Below are 6,913 nucleotides of genomic sequence, written 5' to 3'. Positions count from 1 at the left end.
CACACCTGCACCTGCCGACGGCCCTTCAGGGCTTGCTTGAGCCGGATGCGGGGAAAGCCCGCCCGTCCGGTTCTGAGGGGGCTCCGGCGCAGCAATGCGCCGGAGCTACCCGACAGGCCGAAACCACATACTTCTCGATCAAATCGACCATGCTCGACGGCCGCGTCCTGCGCTCCCGCAGCATCCCCGGGACCGAGCAGGAGGTGTACGCCCTACTCACCGCCTACCAGGCCCTCATCCGCGCGGCAGCAGACGCCACCTCCACCCAGCCCAGCCTGGACATGGACCGAATCAGCTTCACCGTCCTCATCGAAGCCGCCGCCGACACGATCACCACCGCCAGCGCAGTCCTTCCCGGCAGCTCAACCGACCTCCTCGGCGCGATAGGCCAAGCCGCGCTGGCCGACCTCCAGCCCGCCTGGCGCCGCCCTCGAATCAAGGCCCGCTCCCGCAAGAACCCGACCAGCAAGTACAGCCCGAACGCCGGACAGCACCCCGCAACCACGCAGACCTACACCTTCCACCCCGACATCACCATCTTCGAAAAGGGGCTTGCCTCCCGCTCACGGCGCTAAACGCAACGGTGTTGAGGTACGACTCAATTCCACTTCCTGTTGGTGCTGCTTTGAATTGGTATGCCGGTTTCGGGGCAGTTCGACCTGGACGGGTGACCGTTGCGGCACAGGTAGTGACCTTCCTCGCTCCAGGATCAACCGATCTCCCCACTTGCGCGGCCGGCCGACTTTGCGCAGGTCACGGACCGGCATCAAGGGCGCGAGGACCACCCGCATCGCATCGGTCAAGCTCGACGGACAGCATGAACGGGCGTCATCCCCGCCACAGTTGCAGTTGCGCACACAACGCGATCATGGCGGGGATGAGCTATTTGTCGAGCACCCGGCATCGCCGTGTCTCCCCGTAACAGAACGCTCCGAGCTGGTTACCCGACGGTCTCTGAATGGCGGGGGTCCGGCCTGCTGCACCGGCGGAGGTGAGCCTCCGATGTGTTACCGCTTCAACGGTCCGGCAGCCGCGGCTTCAGTCGTCAGCCCTGCCAGTTCTCCGTCCACAGACCGATGAGCGTGCCCGTCGGGTCGCGGATATCGGCGAATGCCCGCGTACCCATGACGTTGAGCGGCTCCGCCACCACCTCCGCGCCCAGCTCGGTCGCCCGCCGCAGGGCCTCGGGAAGATCGGTCACCTCGACGTAGAGCACGCTTCCCGGCGAGGTGGAGGGCTCCTGGGCGGCGACGAGGCAGCCCATCATGCGACCCTGGTTCAGGATGGCGAATGTCAGGTAGTTGATCTCATTGAACTGCCAGCCGAAGAGCTGCTCGTAGAACCTGCGCGCAGCGGTCGTGTCCGGCGTCTTGATGTGCCAGAACACGACCATGCCCTCGTTGGCGTTCGCGGCCGGGGGTGCGGCGGCGTGGCCGCCGTGCTCGGTGGTGACCATCTGCTCTTTAGACCTCCTGCTGGGTTTTGTGGTGTGGTGCCGCCGGCATACAGCGGCCCGCTACGGGCGTAACGGCTGGTTGCCCGCGACGTGCTCGACCCGCTCGACGCTGACGTCGGCGTGCTCGGCCAGGCGCAGACACGTGGTGTGCTCCCCGGCATGCCCCAGCGTCTCGGTGTCCCACCAGTATCCGATGCTCGTGTACGTGCCGGGATCCTGCATCGACCGGTTCAAGTCGGTAAAGGCGAACCCCGGCAACGTCTGGAGGTACCGGGCGTGGGCGACGAACGCGGACTCGAACTCCTCGGGCGCGCCGGTCAGGCGGTACGTCGTGAGCCGCATCACCGGCGCACCGATCGCCAGTCGCACCGGCCTGGAGCCGGGAACCCGGAACAGGGCCTTGCTGGGATTCATCTCGGCCGAATGGAGCATCGACCGCATGGCCGCCTGGTGCGCGCGGAACTCCGGGTGCTGCACGACCTGCTGGAAGGCCTGCTGGCTCGACCACCACCCGAAGTTGACGTAGACCCGTGAGTCCTCGACCGGCGTGACCGCCTGCTGGGCCACAAAGCCGTCCTGTCTGCGCATGAACTTCACGTGTTCAAGGAAGACCTTCTCAAACGCCTTGGGGTCCCCGGCCGTGTTGAATCGCGCGATAACAGTGACGAGGCCGCTGAGGTCCCGTGACTCGTCGAGCACGCCGGCGCTCGGCCGCCGCCGGCCCGTCGGATCGGTCTGCAAGACCCGACGAGTGATCATTTCCGCCCTGAGCTCACGCCGCGTCACCTTGCCGTTGGGCGAGCGAGGCAGGGCGTCCACCTGCTCGATATGGCGTACCTGCTGGTAGTGGGGGACGTCGCGGGCCGCCGAGGCGGCGATCTCGGAGAGGACTCGCCCGACGTCCGCGCCCTCGGGCAGCTCGCGCAGCGACACGAACGCATTCGCGACGGCGCCGCTGTCGTCGTCGGGGTAGTCGACGACCGCCGCCTCCCGGACCAGTTCGTGTGCCTCGAGGAGCTCCTCGACCTCACTCGGCGACACCAGTTGGTTGTCGCACTTGAACAGGTCCTTGATGCGGTCGACCACGTACAGAAAGCCGTCGCGGTCGACATGGCCGATGTCGCCTGTCGCCAGCCAGCCGTCCTCCGTGATCGGGCTCGGCTCCCGGGGATCGAGGTAGCCCTTCATCACCTGCGGCCCGCGGACGTGAATCTCGCCGCGCCCGCCGACGGGCAGTTCCTCGCCGGTCGCCATGTCCACGATCCGGCACCGCGTCCCGGTGACCACCGGGCCGACCGACCCGGGGCGCGGATCGTCCGGGGTGGCGGAGTGGGTGAGCGGTGAGGTCTCCGCCAGGCCGTAGCCCTGCAACACCGGGATCCCGAAGTGCTCGGACAGCTTCTCGCCCACCTGGGCGGAGAGGGCGCTGCCGCCGGAGGCGATCATCCGGACGGTGTCCAGCCGCAGGTCCGGCAGGGCCGGGTCGGCGGCCAGCCGGTTCAGCTTCATCGGGATGGTGTAGAAGTGCGTGGCTCTCACCGCGTTGGCCAGCTTGATCGCGGCCTCGTTGTCGGGCGACGTGCACGGCACATGGACACCGCCGACCTTCACGACGGCGTTCAGATGCATGAGGTGGAACTTCGGCAGGTGGTTCAGCACCACGGAGTCCGGACCCAGCCGGTGCGCCTCGGCGATTTGCCCGGCGTTGACCGTCAGATTGCGATGGGTGAGCTGGACGCCGCGCGGCGCCGCGGTCGTACCGCTGGTGAAATGGATGCAGGCCACGTCGTCGGCGGACACGGCAACCGGCGGCGGCATGGCATTGCCCCGCACCTCGTACGCGGCGCTGAGGTCGTCGATGGTGCGAATGTCGTTGGCGTCCGAGACCGGCCCGGGACCGACGAGTACGGCCTCGCGCAGCCCAGGCAGTCGGTCCCTGACCCGTCGCAGCTGCGCGAACAGCTCGGTCGTGACGAAGGCGAGCCGGGCGTCCGACGCGGCGAGCATGTGATACAGCAGATGCGGCGGCAACCTGGGATTGATGGGCGCCGCGATGTTGCCGCTGCGGATCGTACCGTAGAAGCCGACCATGAAGTCTGGGTGCAGGGGCGAGGCAACGGCCACCACACAGCGCTCCTCGCCGAGCAGCCCACGTAGTGCGGCGGCGCACATGGTGGCCGCCTTGTCGATCTCCGCGTACGTGATGTCGCCGTAGTCGGCCCGGATGGCCGTCGTCTTCGGGTACCGGCGTGCGGTGACCGCCAGCATGTCGTCCACCGTGGTGATCGGCTCAGCCACGGCGGGCCTCCGCGAACTGCCGGGCATGCTCCAGCGTCGTGCGGCTGTTCTTGCCGAGCGCCGTTCGTACGATCTCCTTCGCCTGCTCGACGGTGGCGTCGGGGCCGAGCAGGTTGGTGACCCCGGCACGGTCGAGAACCACCGTGTGCTGGGACGTGGCAACCACCGTCTCGCCGTCCTGGTCGAGCCGCCAGGCCCCGGTGTGCGCGGCCATCGCCGCCGGTAGCACCGTCTGTTTGTAGACGATGCTACGGCCGGGGAAGCAGACGCGGACCGACCGGGTGGTGTGCGTGGCGCCGTCGATGGTGCGGGTGTCCATCTCCATGTCCTGGATGCCGGGCACCTTCTCGCTCAGGTCGACCCGCGTGACGTGCGGCAGCCGCTGCGGCCAGCGGCCGGCATCGTTGAGGAACTCGTACACCGTGCCGAGGTCGCCCCGGATGCGGACGGAGTCCTCGAAACTGACCCGGACCGCGTCGATGCCCTCCGCGAGTTCCGCAGCCGTGCACAGCCGGCCCAGTTCGGACACACTGTTGCGCTCGACCGCCTGCCTGAGCCACCGGACGCTGTCGGGAGCGTCGTCGATGGCTCGGAATCGGTGGTCGAGCAGCACTTTGGTCTCGTGGGGGGACTGTGGCACGAGAACCCACTCACCGCTCATCGCGGCGGCCGGTGCCGGCGTGACCTCCTGGCGAAACCTGATCGTCCACGTCGGGCGATCCAACTCCCGACGCGAGGTCCACGTCTTTACCTCGTCGTTGGCCAAGGCCCACAGGCGGATGCGTTCGGTGCCGGCGTCCCGGTCGAGCCGCTCGGCGTGAATGGTCGGGGAAAAGACGTGCGGCCACTGTTCGACGTCGGCGATGAGGCCGTAGACCGTCTCCGCCGACGCTTTGACGGTGACGCTGTGCCGGGTGTGGTGCTCTGCCGGCTCGGGCATGAGTCTGGTCCTTCCTCGGGAGGATGACGACCGGTGTGCGGCCGGACGGTTCAGGCCCGCCGCCGGCTCAGGTACTCCTGAGCGCTCTTCAGGGAGTCGAGATTGCGGCCGCCCCGGACCTCGGCCACGTGGTGCTTGGCCTCCGCCACGGTCCAGCCACGCTTGGCCACGCCGTTGCGCTTGAGCAGCTCCGTCTGGCCGGTACGCACCAGCACGCCCTCGGCGGTCTGGGTGAAGAGCATGTAGCCGTACAGCGCGTCGTCGAGAGGAGGCAGGCCCTCCAGTTGGCGCCAGATGATCTTTTCGTTCGGGAAGCAGACGCGGGCCTGCTTCGTGGTGTGCACGGCGCCGCTGGGCACCTGGACGTCCATGGTCACGACCTGGAGGTTGGGGGTCTCTTCCTTGAGCGTCGCGCCAAGGCAGTGCGGAATGCGCTCGTTCCAGCGGCTCGCGTCGCTGAAGTAGGTGTACACGTCCTCGATCGGCTCGTTGATCAGTAGCTCGGACTCGTACGACACCTGAAGTTCGTCGATGTCGGCCTTGGCGTCGACAAAGTCGCTCAACTGGTTCAGTTGGGCTGCGCTTCCACGATCGAGCAGCTCGACCGTCTCCTTGCCGTCCGGTGCCCCGTCGTCGAACGCGTACTCGTGGCGGAGCTCCACCAGGGTCGCGCCCGCGGGCTGCGCCGTGAACTGCCACTCACCGGAGACGGCGGTCAGCGGCGCGGGAGGGTTCTCGTGCGCGAACGTGATCCGGCCCGCGGACCGGTCCAGCTCCCGGCGGGCGCGCCAGGACCGCACCGCGTCCAGCGGGCGGATCCACGACCACCGCTCGACGCGGTCGCCGGTGTCGTCGCGCCCGAGCTGGGCGGTGTGGATCACCGACTGGAAGATGCGTCGCTGCTCCTTCATGTCGGCGATGAGGTCGAACACGACGTCCTGCGGTGCGTTCACCAGGGCGCGGTGAACGGACTGGCTGGTGACGAGGGACACGGGCACTCCTTCGGCAACGAGCGTCGCGATGGCAGGGCGAGCGAATTTGCGACGCTCCGGCACCGTGCCACTGCCGACTCGAGGCGGACTCCACGCCCGGTGGACGTCGGGAGGCCGAGGGCCGGAGGAGCGGACGTGTGGGCGGGCGGTTCGAGCGCTGGTCGAGACGGCGTCGCGATCGTGGGCCCTGATGTCGCCGACGGAAGGATGCACATGAGGCAGCGAAAGCTGGGAGCGGCCGGGCCGCAGGTCTCCGCCATCGGGGTGGGGTGCATGGGCATGACCGGTGGGTATGGCCCGGTCGACCCACAGCAGTGCATCACCACGATCCGCGCCGCGCTCGACCTCGGGATCACCCTCTTCGACACCGCGGACTTCTACGCTGACGGCGCGAACGAACGTCTGCTCGGCCGGGGGCTCGCCGGACGGCGCGAGCAGGCGGTGATCGTCACGCGCGGGGGCGTGCGGTCCCGCACCCCGGGCGGGCCGCCGACGGTCGTCGACGGTCGGCCCGAGTACCTGCGGCAGGCGTGCGACGCCTCGCTGAGCCGGCTCGGCGTCGACCACGTCGACGTCTACTGCCTGGGTCGCGTGGACCGGGAGGTGCCGGTCGAAGACAGCGTGGGCGCCCTTGCCGAGCTGAAGGCCGAGGGCAAGGTCGGGCAGATCGCTCTGTCCGAGGTGTCCGCCGACATTCTGCGTCGTGCTTGTGCCGTGCACCCCGTCGCCGCGGTGGAGAGCGAGTACTCGCTGTGGGAGCGGCACCTGGAAGCCGAGATCCTCCCGGCGGCTCGGGACCTGGGCGTGGTGCTGATCGCGCACAGCCCGCTCGGCAAGGGGTTCCTTGCCGGCGAGCTGCGGGCCCCGGAGGAGTTGGGTGAGGGGGATCACCGCCGGAACCATCCGCGGTTGCAGGGCACCAACTTCCGGCACAACAGGGCGATGGTCGACGAGGCGTCGGGGCTCGCCGCGGAGTTGGGGGTGAGCCCCGCGCGGCTCTCGTTGGCGTGGTTGCTGGGCCGGGGCCCGGATGTCGTCCCGATTCCCGGCAGCCGCCGCGTCGAGCACCTCCGGGACAATGCGGCGGCGACCGAGTTGACTCTCACGGCCGAGCAGCAGGCCCGCCTCGATGGGATCTTCGCGCCAGACCGGGTGGCGGGCTCCCGGCATCCGGCGCACCGGAGGATCGCCAACGCCGACCGGGTGGCCTGAACCCCGGTCTGCGCC

5 protein-coding genes and 1 pseudogene are annotated in these 6,913 nt (G+C 68.8%); 2 read left to right on the top strand and 4 right to left on the bottom strand.

Annotation, left to right across the window (positions count from 1 at the left end):
• Positions 1-575, top strand: a pseudogene (locus ABGB16_RS17130) (hypothetical protein); the annotation flags it as partial.
• A 470-nt stretch (positions 576-1,045) separates the two neighbouring features.
• On the opposite strand, the gene ABGB16_RS17125 reads toward ABGB16_RS17130, so the two are convergent.
• Genes ABGB16_RS17125 through ABGB16_RS17110 form a run of 4 tightly spaced genes read right to left on the bottom strand, consistent with a single transcriptional unit; the run spans position 1,046 to position 5,686 of the window.
• Positions 1,046-1,456 (bottom strand): VOC family protein, encoded by a 411-nt coding sequence (locus ABGB16_RS17125; protein ID WP_347669059.1) that lies wholly within the window; start codon positions 1,454-1,456, stop codon positions 1,046-1,048.
• Positions 1,457-1,516: 60 nt separating this feature from the next.
• Positions 1,517-3,754 carry an AMP-binding protein gene (locus ABGB16_RS17120; RefSeq protein WP_347669058.1) on the bottom strand — a complete coding sequence of 746 codons (2,238 nt, stop codon included), beginning with the start codon at positions 3,752-3,754 and terminating at the stop codon, positions 1,517-1,519.
• Complete coding sequence (locus tag ABGB16_RS17115; protein WP_347669057.1) at positions 3,747-4,694, bottom strand: aromatase/cyclase; 948 nt, start codon at positions 4,692-4,694, stop codon at positions 3,747-3,749. Before ABGB16_RS17115 ends, ABGB16_RS17120 begins: the two co-directional genes overlap by 8 nt.
• Positions 4,695-4,744: 50 nt before the next feature.
• Entirely contained in the window at positions 4,745-5,686 is a 942-nt protein-coding gene (locus ABGB16_RS17110) for an SRPBCC family protein (protein WP_347669056.1), read from the bottom strand.
• Positions 5,687-5,899: 213 nt separating this feature from the next.
• Between ABGB16_RS17110 and ABGB16_RS17105 the strand changes: the two genes are divergently transcribed.
• A complete protein-coding gene (locus ABGB16_RS17105; protein ID WP_347669055.1) occupies positions 5,900-6,898 on the top strand; it encodes an aldo/keto reductase in 999 nt (332 codons plus the stop codon).
• Positions 6,899-6,913: the final 15 nt, after the last annotated feature.

It is taken from the genome of Micromonospora sp. B11E3, from assembly GCF_039871625.1.
In the GTDB taxonomy this organism is placed as follows: domain Bacteria; phylum Actinomycetota; class Actinomycetes; order Mycobacteriales; family Micromonosporaceae; genus Micromonospora.
The sequence above is the reverse complement of the archived record's forward strand: the minus strand, read 5'-3'. Positions and strand labels throughout refer to the sequence as shown.

Excerpts from the sequence above, each read along its gene's own strand:
- ABGB16_RS17125 (WP_347669059.1), bottom strand. The coding sequence starts at position 1,456 with ATGGTCACCACCGAGCACGGCGGCCACGCCGCCGCACCCCCGGCCGCG.
- ABGB16_RS17115 (WP_347669057.1), bottom strand. The coding sequence starts at position 4,694 with ATGCCCGAGCCGGCAGAGCACCACACCCGGCACAGCGTCACCGTCAAA.
- ABGB16_RS17105 (WP_347669055.1), top strand. The coding sequence starts at position 5,900 with ATGAGGCAGCGAAAGCTGGGAGCGGCCGGGCCGCAGGTCTCCGCCATC.